Source organism: Legionella sp. PATHC035 (genome assembly GCF_026191115.1).
Classification (GTDB): Bacteria; Pseudomonadota; Gammaproteobacteria; order Legionellales; family Legionellaceae; genus Legionella.
This window is the reverse complement of sequence record NZ_JAPHOT010000001.1, coordinates 3,355,899-3,372,676: the sequence shown is the minus strand read 5'-3', so window position 1 is coordinate 3,372,676 and position 16,778 is coordinate 3,355,899. Positions and strand designations below refer to the sequence as shown.

Here is a 16,778-nt window from a genome sequence, read left to right as displayed (position 1 = left end):
GTACTGTTCAATAGAGAAAAAAATTGGTGTATGTAGGGTGGATTACGGCTGGGCCTAATCCAGGCTACAAATCAATCAGGACCTAACTTATTGCCAATAAATGTCCCATCTTCTCTTTTTTAGTTTTTAAATATCTATGACTTTCCTTAGTAGGTTCTATTTCTAAAGGCACTCTTTCCATAACCTTTATTCCATAACGTTCGACAGCGGCAATTTTTGATGGGTTATTCGTTAGTAACCTTATTGCGTCAATACCAAAATATTTCAGCATTTGATAGGCAATAGCATAATCCCTACTGTCAACAGGAAGACCCAGTTGATGATTGGCATCAACGGTATCCCAACCTTGCTCCTGCAAGGCATAAGCTTTTAGTTTATTTGCTAAACCAATTCCTCGCCCTTCTTGGCGCAAATAGATCAAAACGCCTCCCTCAGCTGCAATTTGAGATAGAGACTGTTCTAATTGTTTGCCACAATCACACTTACAAGAACCAAAAATATCGCCAGTAATACATTCAGAGTGAATACGCACTAAAGGCACACGATTGGCAAATACAGGTGGCTTGACCAAAGCAAAATGCTCCGCACAATCCAGTTCATTTGCAAACACAGTCATATTAAAATCACCTTTGTTTTGCAAAGGAATACGAGTTGAAGCAGCCGCTTCGATTAATGCTTCATGACGGATTCGGTATTCGATTAAATCTTTGATTGTAACCAGAGGGATATTATGTTTTTGAGAAAACAAAACCAATTCATCGCGTCGACTCATGGTGCCATCTTCATTGATAATTTCACAAATCACTGCGGCAGGAGTTAAACCAGCAAGCTTTGCCAAATCAACACTGCCCTCTGTTTGTCCCGCTCGTTCCAACACGCCTTTCTTCTTAGCCCTTAAAGGAAAAACATGCCCAGGAGAAATAACATCCTTTGGCCCGCTTTCCGGACTAATGGCTACTTTAATTGTCTGAGCCCTATCTTTAGCAGAAATACCCGTAGATACACCTTCTGCCGCCTCTATGGATACAGTAAATGCAGTACCATAAGGCGATTTATTATTTTGCGCCATCATGGGTAATTGTAATTTATCAATCAGTTCATCAGCCATAGACAAGCAGATCAACCCACAACCATGACGAGACATGAAATTAATTGCCTCTGGAGTTGCATATTCTGCCGCAACGACCAGATCTCCTTCATTTTCCCTATCCTCATCATCCATTAAAATAACCATTTTACCGGCTTTGAGTGTTTCCACTGCATGTTCTATTGTTGCTAATGAATACTTCATAACGCGACCTCATTTGATCCAGTGTTCATTTTATCTTCCTGCCAATCCAGACATGCTATCATATTGTCGCCCATAGCATGCCAAGAAATTGTATGCGCTCGGTTAAAAATCCCACTCTGCTGGTATGCTGAAACTGCATTGTGCTCCAAGATACTTGGAACTATATATAAATAAGTTCGATGAACTAATCCTTCTTGATGGAGTGCGGTAAAAAGAGCCCCTCCTGCTTCTACCCAAACATCATGAAATCCCAATTCTCCCAAGTGGCTTATTATAGCACTTAAATTCATAGTTCCATCCTTTGTAGGAATAAAATGCAAAGTACTATTGGGATAAGAAACTTCTCGATCATTGCTATGATATACATGACAATGAGCAGCTGTTGAAAAAATTTGTGAGTTTTTATCAAGGCATAACTGCCTGTCGATAATTGCAACTGGTTTTGCTTGCTCTTCCTGGCCGATACGCACATTCATCTTGGGATTATCCAGTTGCACTGTTCGAGCAGTTGTAAGAATCACATCAGCCGCCGCGCGCATTCGATGCGTGAACTCCCCGCACAAACTATTGGACAAAATAACCCGTTCCCCTTCTGTGCGACCGATTTTGCCATTTAATGTATGTGCTATTTTCACTGTTACTCTTGGCTTTTGCGTCAATGTCCAATAGGAATAACTTTTATAAAATTCAGTAATCTCATCAACAGGATAGTGCGTCACTTTTATTCCATGAGCACGTAGTTTTTCCGTAGAATTATTTTTAGCTACAACTGGGTTAGGATCCAAATAGGCAAAAACAACTTCTTCTACTCCATACTGAATGATTGCATCGACACAAGGCGGCGTTCTTCCCCAATGATTACAAGGCTCGAGAGAAATATATAGACTGACCCCTGGCATTTTAGGAGGAATCTGTGATAACAATAATTGTTCTGCATGAGGTGTCCCTGCACCTTGATGACATGCTTGTGCTATAATAGTTCCATTTTGCACAGCAACAGCGCCAACACAAGGATTAGGGGCGCAATGGCCTTGACCAAGACGGGCCTGTTCAAGCGTTGCGAGCAAAAACTTTTTGTGCATTGTTTTAGTACCTTTCTAAGATGCATGGTAACCGCTCATGCATCTAATAGCCGTTTTCCCAAGGACAAACGACGGGATAACGAGAGGAGATGAGTAGTTACGATGCGTGAATGATAACAAATTATTCAATTTTTGAGTAGCCTAATGATTAAATTGAAAATTAAGAAAAACATCTTTTGGATTGTGTTAGCAACTCTTCTTGCCCAGCCTGCTTTCGCTGAGGGACTGTCTCCATACTCAACAAGCGAACTGGAACAATTAGAAAAAGAGTTCGTCCAGCAGATCAATCAATCAGAAAGTGTGGAGCGAAATCCACTAGCCAGCCAGTACATTAATCGTATTGGAAAAAATCTTGCACGTGCTGGACATATTAAATCACCTGATTTCTTTATAGTAAAATCAAATGAAATCAATGCATTCGCAGGTCCTGGTGGGCATATAGGTATCAATTCTCAACTCATTTTAACTACTGATAGTGAAAGTGAACTTGCGGGGGTAATGGCCCATGAGATCGCACACGTGCGTTTGCATCACCTTTACAGAGCTATCGAACATCAAAAACAAATGCGTATTCCGATGCTCGCTTCTTTACTGGCATCGGCTGCTTTAGGGATTATCAATCCTACTGTGGGCATGGCTGGAATGATGGGATCTTTATCAGGATTTTCTCAAGATAACATCAACTTTACCCGCTCTAAGGAAAAAGAAGCAGATAGAATTGGCATCGATATGCTGATTAAAGCAGGATATAACCCTCATAGTATGGCTGCTTTCTTTAAAAAAATGCAGGAAAATTCTCGCTATTATTATACTGCGAATGTCCCTGCTATTCTGCGTACCCATCCTCTGGACGGAGACAGAATAGCCGAAGCAGAAAACCGAACTGCACAATTTTCACACAAACAATTCGCCGACTCCTCTGATTATCCCTTAGTCAAAGAATTAATTCGTACTTCTGTAACCCGTGAACCTAAAACATTACTCGATTATTATGAGCATCAATGCAACAAAAAAACTCCTGCCTATGCTTGCCAATATGGTCATGCGCTGAGCTTAATTAATACAAATAATTATGCAAAGGCCGCTGCGTTATTGGGTCCTTTGTTAGCGCAAAATAATAATCTTTATTTTCAAATTGCTATGGCACAGACTGAAACAGGGTTATCCCAGCATAAAGCGGCCCTCTCTCGACTGGAAGAAATACAAAAAAATTACCCAGATAATTATGCAGCCTTGATGGCTTATGCTCAGGGTTTATTGGCAGCAAATCAAAATGAAAAAGCAACAAGTATCCTACTTAAAGGAAGCAGAAAGTACAAACAAGATCTTCCTTTATGCCGAGAATTAGCCCGCGCACAAGCGCAATCGCAGCAAAAAAGTTATGCTTATTTTACGCAAGCTCAATGTTTACTTCTTGAAGGACAAAAAAGAGCGGCGGTCGCCCAACTTAAAGTTGCTCGTGATCTTGCCAAAAAAGATCCTTATTTAACAGCAAGGATTTCTGCCAAAATTGATGAAATTGTGAATTAAAACAACCCTCACCCTAACCCTCTCCTACTAGTGAGAGAGGGGATTACTTAACCTGATTCCCTTCCCCAATTGGGAAGGAAAAAGGGATTAACTAACCTTTAGTCGCAACGACTCCCTTCTCCCCTTGGGGAGAAGGTGCCCAAAGGGCGGATGAGGGTCTTAGGTAAAATTTTTGCGAAGAGAACTAATCTCGAAAATTTTCATACTGCAATGGCAATTTGATATCTGATTTTTTTAAAAGCGCAATAACTTCTTGTAAATCATCACGTTTTTTACCAGTAACACGAATTTTATCCCCTTGAATAGAAGCTTGAACCTTAGTCTTGGAATCTTTAATATGTTTGACGATATCCTTAGCTGTTGGCTGATCTATTCCTTGTTTAAAGGTCATATTCAAGGAGTAAAATTTTCCACTATGCACCGGCTCCTCTTCCATATCTACACCAGAGGCATCCACATTACGTTTACTGCAATGATTTCGGAACAAATCCTCTAATTGCCTGACTTGAAAGTCTGATTCGGCGCGTAATGTCACCGTGAGTTCTTTAAGTTCTATACTTGACTCTACCCCTCGAAAATCAAAGCGAGTACCCATTTCGCGCACCGCATTATCAACCGCATTACGTAATTCAACCATATTAGTTTCAGAGACAATATCAAAAGAAGGCATAATCAACTCATTCAAGTTAAAAAATATAATTTAACAAAAAAAAAAAGGTTAAACCACCGTTCCCTTGATTGATCTCATCCTGTTGCATATTCATGTAAAGCATGTTATCAAATAAAAATGGATCAAAAATATTCTATTTAGTTACCAATCGCACAATAACCTCTAGTTGTTCTATCTCAAGGAGTGAGAAGTATGACAAAGGAAAAGAAGGAGCAGTATACCTCATATCAACCCCAGCATCATCGTTCTCGTTTTTGGATTCATTCAGAATCCTGTTATACAGAAGAAGAATTAGCCCAAAGAGAATGGATCCTTAAAACGCGCGCCAATTCAGGGATCCATTCTGATTACTTGGCCAATCCAAGTTCATGGTTTGCTGATGATTCACAAGCCTTAATTAATGTATATGAACGTTCCTGGTTTTACTCTAATGCATATAAGACGCGTCACGCCTTGACACGAGATGATTTTCACGTCCAGCCAATTGATAGTCAGCGCTTACAATGGCCGGCGTTGTATGAGTTAATGCAAAAAACTGGGGATTATTTATTATTAAGAAATCAGGAACTTCCCCAAGATCATTTAAATCAACCCATTAATTTCTTCTTACTGGATTTGAATCATATATTGAAAGGAGTCAGTCAAAACCCAAATGCCAAACAAACCAGGGAACAATTGGAGCGTGTCACTCGTTACGTTCGTACTATTGAAAAGAACATTTCGCCTTTTTCAGGTTCTGATCGGTTATTTTTAGCCAATTTCCGCAGCACTATTGATGATGAAATTCACCCCCAATTAACCCATCGAATTGAGTCGCAGCTATTAAGAGATCGTCTTGGTGAATTATCAAAAACCATCGAGCAATTGTCCACTGAGCGCAACAGAATATTACATTTTGCTCTAAATACTAATCAGGTGAATCCTCACCCTTATAGGTTCGCAATTGATCAACCCAGCGATCTGAAAGCCTATCCAACACAAGCCGCAAAAGAGTGCAGTAAAAGCACTACTGCCATCGTAGAAAATCCTACGCCTGTATTGCAATTAACTGGTAATCAACTTAAAGATTGTCCAGATTTCCACTTAATCAATATGCAAGAAGAAGTACTCGATCATTATGCCACAGCGATGACGGATCTCAATGAACTGGAGCAGTTTCAAAAAGTAATTACCCAGACCATGGATTTATTGGGACAAGCTGGTGAAGTGTATACAGTTTTTCAGTTTAAGGAACAGTTATCCTCCCTTCTGAGCCAAATTGAATACTTTATTGATGAATCATCTGTTCACATTGAAGAAATAATCCGTGCCAATACGCATGCCTATCATAAAGCAATTCAAGAAGAGCAAAATTTATCTATAGTAAAAAAATTATTCACATCAGAAAAAGAAAAATTAAATACATTCATAGGGAATCAAGATACTTTAGCTCATTTTCCCTCGACAACAGCCGAACTTGCAAAAACAAATCAAGCGCTCAAACAACAAGTCAATCAAGTGATTGGCCATTTAAACGGGCCTAAAATAAAAGGCTCTGATTTTGCAACGCTTGCTGGACAAGCTCAAGAATTAAATACATTAATGGATTCGATGCATCGCTGGATCACATTTCAGTATAAACTCAAAGGTCTAGAACCGCCTCAAAAACCCGAGAGGTTGGAATTACTGCCTCAACAGAGGTCCCAGAAAAAATCCACTCCGCAAACGAGGTCATGCCCATCATTTTTTGATAGGAATAAAAAAATATCTGCTGTTGATGATTATCAACAACCTAACGTATTTTATGAAACACATAAATCCCAACAACTGCCCTCAGCACAAACTCAAGCACTCGCTCCTTGTGCAGAAAATCAAGACACTGGTGTTTGTCCGGTACTGAGTCATGAGCATAATAATGCCGGAGTCTATATAGCATGCATTGTTTTGATTCCCATTGGATTAATCGCCCTTTATTTACTCTATCAATCTCTAAATAAGTCCGAGGCCAAAGTGAAAATTCTAGGAAGCAAAGAGGACTATGAGGCCATAAAAACGGAGGTAGACGATCTGATTGTAGAAATTCAAAAACACCAAAATCAAGACGATGCTTATGCAGAGAGTCTCTTTGAAGTGTATACTGATTCATACGCTCAGTTAGCTGAACAAGCCCAAGAGGGAATTTATGATATAGAAGAATTAAAGGAACTCCTTCAAGACTTGGAGAATTTCTATGATGAGCACTGTTCAGAATCAACGGTAATTCACTTCACCTAACCGTTGCCAATATGGGCCGACGTGGGGTTCGGCTCATACTTTTAGCGACTATCTCCCAAAAAATAATAGGACTTGAATATAACTAAAATAAAGTTTGATGTACTGTGAGCTCACTAGAGCTATAATTAAAGCTGCTTCATGTTTAATACGTCTTCATGCCTTTTTATAGTAAGAAGGCGAAACTTTATCTGTAGCGAGTTTGTTGTGACATCATTTAGAAGTAATTTTAAACCCTTACTCAGATTAGCGATTCCACTGATTCTCACTGGATTATTGCAATCTTCAATTTATTTTTTTGTTACTATTTTTTTAGCTCATGTCAGCCAAGACGCATTAGCGGCAGGTTCACTGGTTGCTTGGCTTTTTGGTACATTTAGCGTCATTATTTTGGGTATCTTAAATTCAATTAATGTTTTGGTAGCGCATCAATATGGAGCGCAAAATAAGCATGGAATTTCTTTGGTTTTTCGAGATGGGTTCTGGCTGGCATGTATTTTGACCCTTCCCGCATGTTACTTTTTTTGGCATATTGCCCCACTGCTCCGTTATCTTGGGCAAAATCAAGCATTAGTTAATCTGACAGAATCTTATTTACATGCATTGACCTGGGGATTATTCCCTAATTTCATCACTGTGGTACTGATGGAGTTTGTTATAGGACTTGGCAAAACACGACCTGCATTACTCTTTAGCACCCTCAATGTTTCCTTAAATATTCTATTTAGTTTCGTACTGATTTTTGGAAAATTGGGTTTGCCCACTCTGGGCGTTGCTGGTGCTGGTTGGGGATCAACTATAGGTTTCTGGATAACTGCATTATTTTTCACTGGGTTTATTTTTATAAATAAAGAATATAAACCCTATACTCGTCTTCTCTTTACGTACCTTAAACCATTTTACTGCATGGAACTGCTAAAAATTGGTGCTCCTCTAGGGATAATGTATTGTGTGGAAATTGGCTTTTTCTTTGTCTTGATTTTAATTGTAGGTTCTCTTGGAAATCAATTATTGGCCGCAAATCAAATCACCTTACAATACTTATGCATATTGATATCCATCATTTTTTCCATAGCACAAGCAATCACTGTTCGCATAGGGCATTTACTGGGAGAAGGTGATACAAACTCTGCAAAGAACGCAGGTTATGCCGGTACTCTTGCCTCCATTACTTTGATGCTTGTTGCAGCGCTTATTTATTGGTTTTTCCCTGAGTTACTTATTGGAATTGATTTTGATACACACGATCCCCACAATCAGGGAGTAGTGCATTTTGCCATCCAACTTCTCGCAATTAGTGCAATTTTTCAAATATTCGAATCAGCCCGTATCTCGCTATTTGGTGCTTTACGTGCTCTAAAAGACACCCGCTATACACTGGCCATCTCCATGATCAGTTTTTGGGGAATCGCTCTGCCTATCGGTTACTTATGTGCAATTCCTCTTCGATGGGGAGCTGTCGGTCTTTGGTGGGGCATGACTTTGGCTGCTTTGGGTAGTGCTGTCTTGCTCTACAGGCGGTTTAATTTTAAAATCCGCCATTATCGAACCAATGGATGATATCTTGAAACGCGCAGCTTTGCTCTGCTTTTTTTTAGCATGCACTATGTTTTCATTTTCGGCACCAGCTTTAGGCAAGCCTGACCTAAAATCTTATAAGTTTACTTTTTCGAAAAAAGAACATTTTAAGGTATCTTTTGCCGATTATCCTAAAGGCCAAGAAAAATTCTTTGAGCTTGAATTCAAAAATGGCGCCACACTTCCTCATGAGATTAATACTCCCCTGCACGGATTAAAAATATCGGGTAACAATCATAGCGATGATCTATTCATGTATGCGTATAAAAAAGTGAAGGGATTAAAACCCAATACAACGTACCATGTCCGTTTTAATTTGGAATTTGCCTCTAATGCCACCGAAGGTTCTATGGGAACGGGCGGCTCACCTGGTGATTCAGTCTTCGTAAAAATTGGTGCTGTATCTAATGAACCCAAACGTTACCTAGATAGCGCAAATGATTACCGAATCGATTTGGACAAAGGAAATCAAGCCTTTGATGGAAAAGACATGATTACGATTGGTACTATTGGCACAGACACAGAAAACTCCATGTACCGACTAAAAACCTTACCCTATTTACCTGATGAAGAAATGCAAAGCAAACTTGATCACTATACAGTGATTACTAACAATAAAGGTGAGGCATGGCTAATTCTGGGTACTGACTCTGGATTTGAAAGTACGACTACCCTTTTTTATACCAATCTCTCCGTAACATTCAGAGAGCTGGTTAGAGAATCAAAATAACCTTTCTTAAAGTATCATGTAGCCGTATTAGCGTAGCGTAAATTCGGGAATCAAATCTTAATCCCGGATTACGACTTCGTCTAATCCGGGCTTCATATCATGCCATCAGTGAAAATAAACTTTGTATAATAGAAATAGACCTATGATTAAAGTAATTACCCCTGTAGTGATCAATAGTCCGGATTTATCGATTACTTTATTCCAAATTTGATACACAGTATCTGGACAATAGAGCCTAAATAAGCCGCCAATTAGTGTTAACCAAGCAAAAATCGTAACAATAACAGGCCAACCCATTACCCAAACGTTATGACTAATAACCATTAATAAACCAATGATTAAAGTTAATATGCCAACAACTAACATTACAGCACGTTGCCCCATTAATTCTCTCATTGCGGTGACTACAATTTCACGTCTTGTTAGTAAAAGCAGGCTCACAATTACCAAATACCAACCTAATACAGCAGCTAGAAAATTGGTATTCATAACAATCTCCTGAAAACAATTCTCCTCTATAAATTATAGTTTAAAATACCCCTCAATCACGTGGTGAAATAAGTAAAAAACGCTAAACTTATATATATAAGGTTTGGCTCAAAGGATTCTTAGATGAACACGCAATTCACCGCAAATGTATACTGCAAAGAAGAAAGAATCGCGACCCAAACTGGAACTGATATCGACCAGCTTTATGCTTGGATGCTCATTCAAGTCAATGGCTATTTTGGTGACATTCGCGGTGAAATTATTGATAACAAGACTCATAAAACCATCAGAACATTTCGCAAAGCACCTATAGAATAATGCTACCCGCTCCCTGTTTAATTGAAAATTATCCACTAAACGAATTAAAAGAGATAAAAAGAATTATTGACTAAGATCAAGAAGCTCATACAATGAATCCTTTTACTCTAAGGACAGCCATGAGTGCTCGTGGAACAACATCCTCATTTAATCTATTTTGGTTGCTCAACTACATTTCAATTGCATCAGTTTCGGCAGCAATTATCACCCCGGCTTTACCGAAAATCCAGGCCGAGTATATTTTAGGCCCAGGAGCCGTTGAATGGATCGTCTCCGCGTTTTTGATTGGCTATGTGGTAGGTCAATTAATCTATGGCCCGCTCGCTAACCGATTCGGGCGTTTAAAAGCGCTACGCACAGGGCTAGTCATTAATCTATTCGGGATTGTTATTTGTTTGCTTGCTTTGATACAAGGGAGCTATTGGTTGCTTGTCAGTGGACGTTTAATTACCGCTTTAGGTTCTGCCAGTGGCCTTGCATGTACCTTCATGCTAATTAATGAATGGTTACCTGAGTCACAACGCAAAACGGCTATGGCCTACTCGGTGTTGTCTTTTGCACTGGGGATTGGAATCGCTGTAGTGGTTGGTGGATTAATTACTGAATATCTTCACTGGCAAGGATGCTTTTGGATTTTACTCATGCATGGCGTCATCATGCTTTGGGGCACTTGTGTATTTAGCGAAACATTAATGCATCCTAAATCGATACATGTCTTGACGATTATGCGTGATTATTATGCCGCCCTATCTTCTGCAAAACTGGTTATTTTTTCATTAGTGGTGGGTTGTTGTTCTGCAATATCTTATTGCTTTTCTGCTGCAGGACCTCAAATCGCAGAGGAGTTATTGAAACTTTCAGCAGCAGAATATGGCTATTGGAATATACTCAACATTATGGGCATGCTCTTTGGCGGATTATTTTCCAAACAATTACTGTCTCGTTTCTCAGCAAATCAGCTCATTACGATTGGTTTTCTTGGCGTTGCCCTGGGGATAGTTAATTTATTGATGATGTGGCATTTTGAGAGTCAATCGACGTTATGGTTTTTCCTGATTACATCCAGTTTATATTTGTTCAGTAGTTTCCTCTTTTCAGGAGGTTCATTTGTAGCTTCTAATGCATTAAAGGATAAAGCCAGTGCTGCCGCCATGATGAGTTTTGTCAACATGTGTTTTGCAACGCTCAGTGTCATTTTAATGGGCTATCTAATGATCAATCCTTTATTAAGTTTTATTATTATTTTAAGTATTGTTTGGTTACTTGTTGTCGGACTATTGATGATAAAGGGTTTGATGATAAATAATTCGTTGATGTTATCTGGAGATTCAGAGTAAATATCTACGCCTCATAGCGTGGAATAGGAGGCAATCCATGTCAGGAAGCCATATACCTCAAACACTGCAAAATTTTTTAAATTTGAGCAACACCAAACCCGCTGTTTTTGTGCCTGAGGAAGTTCGTGATCTTGCAGAAAAAACAGCGGAAGCTTTTGCCCTGCCTAAATTATTTGTACCCTTGATCAGTAACCTGGTGCTGCAAATGGCTGATCGGGTGATACCAACACGAATTTATCATCCGGCTCCCCAAAAAAAATTACCTTTAGTTATTTATTTTCATGGAGGTGGACATCTCTCGGGAAGTATCGATACCCATGATGCTCTTTGTCGCCGCATTGCGGTTACCAGCCAAACTGTAGTTCTTTCTGTGGGTTATCGATTAGCTCCAGAATTTCCATACCCAGCTGGGTTGCAGGATTGTATTGCAGTGTTTGAACGAAAGGCTGAATTACTAAAAGCATTTCCAGTAAAAACCGAACAGGTGTTCTTAGCAGGTGATAGTGCCGGAGGAAATTTAGCACTATCGGTCTGCCATCAAATGAAAAAGCAGGGCGATGCTTCGATTAAAGGATTAGTGTTGATTTATCCTTCTACTGATTTCTCTATGAACTATGATTCATATCAAAGGAATGGAGAAGGTTTTTTGCTCACACGAGAAAAAATTAAATGGTATTTTGATAATTATTTTAGAAATGGAGGGGATCGCATTGAAGCATCCCCCATGTATTTCCAACATTTAGAATTATTGCCACCTTGTTATATCGCAGCAGCAGAATATGATCCTTTGTTTGATGAAGCAGTTGCGTTTGCAAAAAAAATAGAAAACTTGGGGGTTTCTGTAATCCTTGAAGAATTTAAGGGAATGATTCATGTCTTTGCACAACTTGAAATATTTGTCCCTGATCAGATTTTTCGATTAATTCAATCTATAGAACATTTTATCAAGTCTCATTCTATTGATTAGCCCACCCTCATTCTGAGCGTAGCGACGGATCTTCTTGATGTAGCGCCATAGTCTAATTGGAGGATCCTTGATACGCTCGGGATGAACGTGAAAATTCTGGATTATACTGCGCTCTTCTGGATCATTATAACTTCACTTAAAAAGTATCAAATCCCTCATACTCTTTCCAAGTCAACTGTTCATAGGTACATTCTTCGACAACAGCCAGTTGCGGCCCTTCCTTTAGCCATGCGTAAAATAGTTCAAGGTTTTCAACAGAACCACAAGCAAAAACCTCCACACGCCCATCATCAAGATTTCGTGCCCAACCGGTAATTCCCAGTTTTATTGCTTCTTTTTGTGCCGAGGCGCGATACCACACTCCCTGAACTTTTCCAGAGATAAAACATTTCATACATGCTTGATTCAACATATTCATTTTCTGATTGGTTTTTGCATCAATAAAGTTTATCTTATTTTAAGCTCTGCTTACAGTTCGCCAAATTGATCCAAAATAGCAGCTTTGTAAGCAGGCTCTAAGAAAAAGGAGATTAAAATGGCTATATGGTTTAAAGAAATTTCTCTCGAGTCTCTAAATCAGTTTGGTAAAAATACCATGTCCGAGTTTCTGGGCATTCAATTTATTGAAATAGGTGATAATTTTTTAAAAGCAACCATGCCAGTCAATGAGCGTACCAAACAGCCCATAGGCATTCTTCACGGTGGTGCCAATGTCGCCTTATCGGAAACAGTAGCCAGCACTGCAGCAAATGCAGTGATCGATATAAGTCAATTTTTTTGTGTCGGTTTAGAAATTAATGCCAATCATGTTCACTCCGTGAAACAAGGCCTTGTTACTGCCATCACCTCCCCTATCCATATAGGACGCTCCACTCATGTTTGGGAAGTTAAGATTTTTAATGAAGAACAAAAACTAACATGTATTTCGAGAATGACTGCGTCCGTAATCAATCACCCCAGAGAGTAAGCATTACCTAAAAGAGTCCAAATATTTTTTCAGGAGTGTGATACACTAAACTGTTTTTTATTTATTCATAACTGTTTATGAAACCCAATCAGACGCTTAAAAATCGTGGTGCTCTTAGTAATCCAGATGGCCGGTTCGAGGCTGAAACTCGAGAGTCTTTCGCGGATGGTTGGGATATTGAAGAAGAGATTCTTCCTCCTCTGGAAACTTTTTTATTGCCCGAACAGGCCAAATCAATAATCAGTCGTAATGAATCCCCTGATCTAGGCTTTGAACAGTCGATTAATCCCTATCGAGGGTGTGAGCATGGTTGTATTTATTGTTACGCCAGACCCAGCCATTCTTATGTTAATTTATCGCCGGGAATCGATTTTGAAACCAAAATTTTTTACAAAGTAGATGCTGCCAAGCTTCTAGAAAAAGAAATTAATAAATCAAATTACACGTGTAAGCCTATTGTGCTAGGGGCAAATACCGATCCGTATCAACCTGCAGAAGCGAAACTGGAAATCACTCGAACTCTTTTAAAAGTATTAGCGGACTACCATCACCCCGTAATTATTATTACCAAAAATGCACTTATAGAACGTGATTTAGATATCTTGTCCGATATGGGGAAACAAAATTTGGCTAAAGTTGCAATAAGTATTACCTCGCTTTCCACCGATTTAAAGCGGATTATGGAGCCCAGAACTACTACACCGTCAGGAAGATTAAGAATCATAAAACACTTAACTGAGAGTGGGATACCTACTCGTGTTTTGGTTGCTCCTGTTATTCCGATGATCAATGACATGGAAATAGAAAAAATCTTGCGCGCTGCGGCGGACTCTGGAGCCAAGCATGCCGATTATGTGTTGATTCGCTTGCCTCATGAAGTAAAAGAATTATTTAAAGAATGGCTTGCGCAACACTTTCCTCAACGCGCCGAACATGTGATGAGCCTTATTCGGCAAATGCGCGGGGGCAAAGAATATGATGCACGGTTTGGCAGCCGCATGCGTGGTGAAGGAGAATATGCCACTCTTTTAAATACTCGATTTCAGCTTGCTTGTAAAAAATTTCGCTTAAATGTTGACCCTGATCCCTATTTAACACGGAGTAAGTTTTGTAAAAAAGAGGATTTAACCAACAAACAATTAAATTTATGGGAAGATGAATGGTAAGTGTTCAAAACATGTTGGCGGAATAATCCATCACGACTCCTTTTTGAATTTTTTTCAATCACTTAGTATAAAACAATGTATTTTTTGGTGAAAACTTATGCAAAATAAAAAATAAACTCTATACTTAAGCTGAGTGAAAAAAAAAAGTAAAACCAAGGAGGATGTAATGAGTAAAAGTTCATGCATTTCAAAAGTGTTAAGTACAGGTATTTTTGTCGGTTCAATATTTTTCGCCGTAGGTTATACATCCATTGCCAGTGCAGCTCAAGGCTGCGGACATGGATATCATAGGAATATGTATAATCAATGTGTATTAAATCGTCCAGGACCATATGCTACACCAGCGCCATATCATCGCGGTTGCTGGAGAAATGCATGGGGTCAATTACGTTGCAGATAATCCAATCTCAGATTGGCCTTACCTTTTTAGGTAAGGCCATTGACTCAGAAACTAATTTATTTTACTTCTTTTTATTCGAATGAGATTCTACCTTAGATTTCTCCTGAGCATGTTTCATTTTATCAGGATGAGCAGAATGTTGTTGATCGTGACGACGTGCATCTTGAGACTCATTTTTAAATTTATTATGTTTTGACATGTTACTTTCTCCTTTGCGATTAAAATTCCATCCATAGAATTTAAACTTAGTTCGCATTCTTTGAAAAAGCAAATTATTGTACTATTTAATCTCAAGCGATATGTATCATCGTTATTTAACGCGCAACTTAACCCACAAATTCAGTGGTTGTAATTTAAAAAGTAAGTTAAAGTAACTTCAATGAAACCTTATTTAAACATGGACTGTTCATGACTCCTGAAATAAATGACATTTTAAGGAAAATAAAAGAACAAAAACCTTTTGTATTGACCATTACCAATTATTTTCCTATGGGTTATGTAGCAAGCGGTATACGCAGTGTTGGCGGCTTTCCAATAATGTGTAGTGCCGAAGAAGAAGTCGAGGAGCTACTGAAAATATCGAAAGCAGTGGTAATCAATCTGGGCAAATTAGATAACGCTTTTGTCAAACTGAGTAACCACATCTGTAAAACAGCAAATCAAATGAATATTCCCATCATTTTAGATCCAGTGGGAGCGGGAGCAACCCGATACCGAACTGATGTTGCAACCAATCTGATTAAAAAACATCAAATTTCTATTATTCGTGGCTATCCAAATGAAATTGCGAGTTTGCTGACTGGCGAACTCGTCATCCACGATAATAATCATCTGATCGAAGACAAAACAATAATTGAACAAGCTAAGTCCTTATCAAAAAAACATAAGCTTGTAGTCGTCGTCAGCGGGAAAAGACATTGGGTTGTCAACTCCAATCAGATGGATCAATTTAATTTTGATTCAGCTATGGTGCAAAAAGTAGCGGGGATAGGCAATTTACTTTCAGCGATTATTAGTGTTTTTAATTCGGTAGTCCAAGATCCTTTTTGGGCTGCCAAAAATGCGGTACATTTTTATGCCGACTGCGTTGGCCCAACATCTTCTAGTGCATCCGGTCCAGCATCATTGATTATTGGGATAATCGATAAAATCTACATTAATGCAACAAAAGCACAGCTGTTTACTTAAATGAATTAATAGGATGTAGCTTGGACTTTGGTCCAAGAAGCTACATATTATCTAAGCTTGTAGCGTCGAATGAGTACCGAGAAGCAGATACTACAAAACTACTTGGCAAATACCATAAAAGCAAATATTCCCTGGTCTACCAGAACTTGAAAATGACGCCAAGATTGATGTCGTGCAATTTGGGCGAAGGTTTCAATTTCTTCAGGATAATCATTAGCTCGCGGATGTTCCATACGAACGATAATTTCATCGCCATCGATTTCAGGATTACTTTCTAACATTCGCGATTGCAAAGCATCCAGCCATTCATCACGCGTTTGATTCGGTTTGCGTACCCCATCCACCATTAACAAAAAACCATTGGGGTTGAGTTTCTGTTTACAGACTGCAATAAATCGTTCTTTTTCATCCAGCGATAAATGATGAACCGCATAACTGGTATAAATGACATCAACCGAAGCGGTTAAACGCGGGAGTGCGGAAGTCATATTATCTGCAATAAACTCTTTTTCACAATGAAGGGACGCTAATGTGTTTTCTGCCATTTTTAAAACATTTTGTGCTGCATCAATTCCAATATATTTTTTTATGGAAGTTGCAGCAAGCACGGGTAGAACGGTACTACTATCCCCGCACCCCACATCCACAAAGCAAAAAGTTCGGTTTCCTACATGTGTTGAGAGAAATTTTTGCAATGCCTGCAACATCTCACGATGATATAAAGTATTATTTTTCAGAGCACTTTGGTATCGTTGCCAATTTTCATTAAAGTACTCACTCGCAGTAGTCATAACTTATGGCCCTAATTTTTTTGG

18 protein-coding genes are annotated in these 16,778 nt (G+C 39.0%); 11 read left to right on the top strand and 7 right to left on the bottom strand.

Annotation, left to right across the window (positions count from 1 at the left end):
- Positions 1–82 precede the first annotated feature (82 nt).
- On the bottom strand, positions 83–1,291 hold the full coding sequence (gene ribB, locus OQJ13_RS14675) for a 3,4-dihydroxy-2-butanone-4-phosphate synthase (protein ID WP_265711581.1): 1,209 nt from the start codon (positions 1,289–1,291) through the stop codon (positions 83–85).
- Complete coding sequence (gene ribD, locus OQJ13_RS14670) at positions 1,288–2,373, bottom strand: bifunctional diaminohydroxyphosphoribosylaminopyrimidine deaminase/5-amino-6-(5-phosphoribosylamino)uracil reductase RibD (RefSeq protein ID WP_265711580.1); 1,086 nt, start codon at positions 2,371–2,373, stop codon at positions 1,288–1,290. Before ribD ends, ribB begins: the two co-directional genes overlap by 4 nt.
- Positions 2,374–2,517: 144 nt before the next feature.
- Here ribD and OQJ13_RS14665 point away from each other — a divergent pair, with 144 nt between their 5' ends.
- Positions 2,518–3,903, top strand: a complete 1,386-nt coding sequence (locus OQJ13_RS14665) for a M48 family metalloprotease (RefSeq protein ID WP_265711579.1) — start codon at positions 2,518–2,520, stop codon at positions 3,901–3,903.
- Between the two features lie 184 nt (positions 3,904–4,087).
- On the opposite strand, the gene OQJ13_RS14660 is transcribed toward OQJ13_RS14665, so the two are convergent.
- Positions 4,088–4,573 (bottom strand): YajQ family cyclic di-GMP-binding protein, encoded by a 486-nt coding sequence (locus OQJ13_RS14660; RefSeq protein ID WP_265711578.1) that lies wholly within the window; start codon positions 4,571–4,573, stop codon positions 4,088–4,090.
- Positions 4,574–4,765: 192 nt separating this feature from the next.
- Between OQJ13_RS14660 and OQJ13_RS14655 the strand changes: the two genes are divergently transcribed.
- The 3 genes from OQJ13_RS14655 (at position 4,766) to OQJ13_RS14645 (ending at position 9,131) form a co-directional block, all read left to right on the top strand.
- Complete coding sequence (locus OQJ13_RS14655) at positions 4,766–6,826, top strand: hypothetical protein (RefSeq protein ID WP_265711577.1); 2,061 nt, start codon at positions 4,766–4,768, stop codon at positions 6,824–6,826.
- A 204-nt stretch (positions 6,827–7,030) separates the two neighbouring features.
- Positions 7,031–8,383 (top strand): MATE family efflux transporter, encoded by a 1,353-nt coding sequence (locus tag OQJ13_RS14650; RefSeq protein ID WP_265711576.1) that lies wholly within the window; start codon positions 7,031–7,033, stop codon positions 8,381–8,383.
- A 46-nt stretch (positions 8,384–8,429) separates the two neighbouring features.
- A complete protein-coding gene (locus OQJ13_RS14645; protein ID WP_265711575.1) occupies positions 8,430–9,131 on the top strand; it encodes a hypothetical protein in 702 nt (233 codons plus the stop codon).
- Positions 9,132–9,236: 105 nt separating this feature from the next.
- Here the strand turns inward: OQJ13_RS14645 and OQJ13_RS14640 are convergent, their stop codons facing one another.
- Positions 9,237–9,620 carry a DUF308 domain-containing protein gene (locus tag OQJ13_RS14640; RefSeq protein ID WP_265711573.1) on the bottom strand — a complete coding sequence of 128 codons (384 nt, stop codon included), beginning with the start codon at positions 9,618–9,620 and terminating at the stop codon, positions 9,237–9,239.
- Between the two features lie 123 nt (positions 9,621–9,743).
- Between OQJ13_RS14640 and OQJ13_RS14635 the strand changes: the two genes are divergently transcribed.
- From OQJ13_RS14635 to OQJ13_RS14625, 3 genes are all read left to right on the top strand, one after another.
- Complete coding sequence (locus tag OQJ13_RS14635; protein WP_028382033.1) at positions 9,744–9,938, top strand: hypothetical protein; 195 nt, start codon at positions 9,744–9,746, stop codon at positions 9,936–9,938.
- A gap of 119 nt (positions 9,939–10,057) precedes the next feature.
- Positions 10,058–11,275, top strand: a complete 1,218-nt coding sequence (locus tag OQJ13_RS14630) for an MFS transporter (RefSeq protein ID WP_265711955.1) — start codon at positions 10,058–10,060, stop codon at positions 11,273–11,275.
- A gap of 37 nt (positions 11,276–11,312) precedes the next feature.
- Entirely contained in the window at positions 11,313–12,242 is a 930-nt protein-coding gene (locus OQJ13_RS14625) for an alpha/beta hydrolase (protein ID WP_265711572.1), read from the top strand.
- 136 nt (positions 12,243–12,378) lie between these two features.
- On the opposite strand, the gene OQJ13_RS14620 is transcribed toward OQJ13_RS14625, so the two are convergent.
- Complete coding sequence (locus OQJ13_RS14620) at positions 12,379–12,654, bottom strand: acylphosphatase (protein WP_265711571.1); 276 nt, start codon at positions 12,652–12,654, stop codon at positions 12,379–12,381.
- A 123-nt stretch (positions 12,655–12,777) separates the two neighbouring features.
- Between OQJ13_RS14620 and OQJ13_RS14615 the strand changes: the two genes are divergently transcribed.
- The 3 genes from OQJ13_RS14615 to OQJ13_RS14605 all read left to right on the top strand — a co-directional run bounded on the left by OQJ13_RS14615 (position 12,778) and on the right by OQJ13_RS14605 (position 14,775).
- Entirely contained in the window at positions 12,778–13,209 is a 432-nt protein-coding gene (locus OQJ13_RS14615) for a hotdog fold thioesterase (RefSeq protein ID WP_265711569.1), read from the top strand.
- 77 nt (positions 13,210–13,286) lie between these two features.
- Positions 13,287–14,375: a PA0069 family radical SAM protein gene (locus OQJ13_RS14610; RefSeq protein ID WP_265711568.1), complete on the top strand. Its 1,089-nt coding sequence runs from the start codon at positions 13,287–13,289 to the stop codon at positions 14,373–14,375.
- Between the two features lie 166 nt (positions 14,376–14,541).
- Positions 14,542–14,775 carry a GCG_CRPN prefix-to-repeats domain-containing protein gene (locus OQJ13_RS14605; RefSeq protein ID WP_265711567.1) on the top strand — a complete coding sequence of 78 codons (234 nt, stop codon included), beginning with the start codon at positions 14,542–14,544 and terminating at the stop codon, positions 14,773–14,775.
- A gap of 61 nt (positions 14,776–14,836) precedes the next feature.
- Here OQJ13_RS14605 and OQJ13_RS14600 read toward each other — a convergent pair whose 3' ends face one another.
- Positions 14,837–14,974 (bottom strand): hypothetical protein, encoded by a 138-nt coding sequence (locus OQJ13_RS14600; protein WP_164715639.1) that lies wholly within the window; start codon positions 14,972–14,974, stop codon positions 14,837–14,839.
- A gap of 209 nt (positions 14,975–15,183) precedes the next feature.
- On the opposite strand from OQJ13_RS14600, the gene OQJ13_RS14595 reads away from it, so the two are divergent.
- Complete coding sequence (locus OQJ13_RS14595; protein WP_265711566.1) at positions 15,184–15,963, top strand: hydroxyethylthiazole kinase; 780 nt, start codon at positions 15,184–15,186, stop codon at positions 15,961–15,963.
- A 98-nt stretch (positions 15,964–16,061) separates the two neighbouring features.
- Here OQJ13_RS14595 and OQJ13_RS14590 read toward each other — a convergent pair whose 3' ends face one another.
- On the bottom strand, positions 16,062–16,754 hold the full coding sequence (locus OQJ13_RS14590; RefSeq protein WP_265711565.1) for a class I SAM-dependent methyltransferase: 693 nt from the start codon (positions 16,752–16,754) through the stop codon (positions 16,062–16,064).
- Between the last annotated feature and the right edge of the window lie 24 nt (positions 16,755–16,778).